Source organism: Streptomyces triticisoli (assembly GCF_003270085.1).
GTDB classification, from domain to species: Bacteria; Actinomycetota; Actinomycetes; order Streptomycetales; family Streptomycetaceae; genus Streptomyces; species Streptomyces triticisoli.
Genome location: NZ_QFDQ01000204.1, coordinates 1 through 2,371, shown reverse-complemented (window position 1 = coordinate 2,371; position 2,371 = coordinate 1). Strand labels below are relative to the sequence as shown.

Sequence of the window (2,371 nt, the reverse complement as noted above, 5' to 3'; positions counted from 1 at the left end):
GCGCCCTTGACGCGGGCCGCGGAAGCACGACACTGACCCGAGAAGCGGGCGGCCCCACGGCCACGCCACCACCCCACGGCCACACCAACCCACCCCCACACCCCACCCTGGCCACCCCGCAAGGCAGTGCACCCGCCCTCACCCGGCCGACGGGGCCTCCGGGTCCAGGTCGCAGTGGTCCACCCTGGCGATGTGGTCGCGGCCGGGGACGGGCACTCTCACGGTCGTCTTCCCGTTCGCCGGCACGTCGGCCTCCTCCACCGCGGAGACGATCTCGACTCCGCGGGCGTCCCTGAAGCTGACGGTGACGGCGAAGCGGCCCTCGGTGGTGGCGTTGAGGCTGGTGACCTCGACGGTCGCGTACGGCTTCTTCTTCGTGGCGCAGCTCAGCAGCCTCACCAGCACGTTCTCCTGGTCCGGCTCGCTCGTACCGGAACCGCTGCCGCTGCCGCTGCCGTGGTCGTCATCGGTGTCGTCATACCGGTCCCGGTACGAGCCGGAGCCGCCGTACGAGTCGTCCTGGTCGTCGTCCTTGTACGCGCCGCCCCCGGACGAGGACGAGGACGACGAACTGTCGTGGTCCTGGCTGGAGCTGCTGCAGCCTCCGCCACCACCACCGCCACCGCCGCCATGCCCGTGCCCCCGCCCGGTGGTGAACCCCGTCAGGCAGAGGACCACCGCCGCCGACACCGCCGCGAACCTGAGTGTGCGTCCCCGTGAATGCATGTCGGCACCCTAACGACCCGCCTGTCACGGTCATGCCACTGAATGGCGACCATCGCGTACCCGTCGTAGCGTCTTGTGTGTGAACGGTGACAAGAGCGCCGCTCACCTGGACCGACGGCCGCCGTCCGTGGCCCCTTCCGTGCATCCGGTACGACGGCCGTCACCAGATCCCGCGTCCAGGCCCCAGGCCCCAGGCCCCGGGCCCCCGGGCCCCCGGGCCCCGCAGCCCCAGTCCCCGCGCCACCGGACCGCCCCGCCACCGGACCGCCCCGCCACCGGACCGCCCCGCCGCCGAAGCGCCCCCGCCGGTCAGGCGGTCCGTGCCGTCCCCGTTCCCTTCTCCGCGTCCAGCGCGTACACGCACCGGTCCTTGCTGCACGCGTACACGACCCCGTCCCTGACCACCGGCGAGCCGGTGATCTCGCCGCCGGTGGCGAGCTTCCAGCGGAGGCGGCCGTCGGCGGCCTTCAACGTGTACAACAGGTGGTCCGTCGAGCCGAAGTGGATACGGCCCTCGGCGACCGCCGGGGAGCCGACGATCTCGCCGCCCGCCTGGAAGCGCCACTTGGGCGTGCCGGTGACCGCGTCCAGGGTGTAGAGGCCGTTGCCGCTGCCGACGTGGACGTGCCCGGCGGCGACCAGCACGGGGTCGATCCCGGAGCGGGCCTCGGTGGCGATGCGCCAGCGGTCCCGGCCGTCGGCGGCGTCCAGGGCGTAGACGGTGCCGAGGTAGTCGGCCAGGTACACCCCGCCGCCGGTCACCGCGGGACCCGGGGCGAAGGCCGGCGGGGAGAGGAAGACCGCCGGGGCCTCGAAGTGCCAGCGGACGTGGCCGCCGGCGACGTCGACGGCGATGACGCGGGTGCCGGCCGAGACGTAAACGCAGCCGTCGGGCGCCGGGGTGATGCGCACCGGCACGCCGCCGCAGGAGGCCGCGTCGCCGATGGGGTAGGACCAGCGCTCCTCACCGGTGCGGGCCTCCAGGGCGCGCAGCCGGGCGTCCTGCCAGACGTACACCGTGCCGTCGTGGACGGTGGGGCCGGCCTCCGGGGACTCGAAGTCGGTCTGGCAGCCGGTGATCTCCCACAGCTTCTGCCCGCCGGCCGCCTCCCAGGCCTGGACACCGCCGCCCCGGGTGCCGGTGACGACCGTGCCGCGGTCGGCCCTGAGGGAGTACACCCAGGCATCGGTCTGCAGCCGCCACAGGTCGGCGCCCTCGCGGGCGTCCAGGGCGAACAGGGTGGGCCCGTCGGAGGCGTGGACACGGCCGTCGGCGACCGCCATGGACCAGGCCACGTCCCGGGTCTTGAAGCGGCGCCGGCCGGTGGCCACGTCGAGGGCGTGCACCTCGAAGGAGGTGACGTAGACCAGGTCGTCGGCGACGGACGGGGTGCCCCAGACGTCGTTGGACATGCGGAAGCGCCAGGGGCGCCAGTCGTTCGCGGCCTCCGGGAGCGCGGGCGGCGCGGGCGGCACGGGCGGTGCGGCCGGTACGGCGGGGTCGGCGCCGTTGACTCCGGGGCGCGGCTTGGACCAGGTGGCGGCCAGGCCCGCCTCCGGCGGGGGTGCCTTGACGGCGGCGGCGCGGGCGTCGGCGACGAGCGGCCCGGGGCCGATCGGCACCTGGGCGCCGGCCAGGCGCACC

At 74.8% G+C, this 2,371-nt stretch carries 2 protein-coding genes; both read right to left on the bottom strand.

Features of this window, described 5'->3' with window-relative positions; genetic code table 11:
- Nucleotides 1-138 precede the first annotated feature (138 nt).
- Nucleotides 139-726: a hypothetical protein gene (locus DEP02_RS25755; protein WP_112470076.1), complete on the bottom strand. Its 588-nt coding sequence runs from the start codon at nt 724-726 to the stop codon at nt 139-141.
- Between the two features lie 309 nt (nt 727-1,035).
- Nucleotides 1,036-2,371 (bottom strand): outer membrane protein assembly factor BamB family protein (locus DEP02_RS25750; protein WP_157977541.1); only part of this gene is annotated, 1,336 nt, incomplete at its 5' end.

Excerpts from the sequence above, each read along its gene's own strand:
- DEP02_RS25755 (WP_112470076.1), bottom strand. The coding sequence starts at position 726 with ATGCATTCACGGGGACGCACACTCAGGTTCGCGGCGGTGTCGGCGGCG.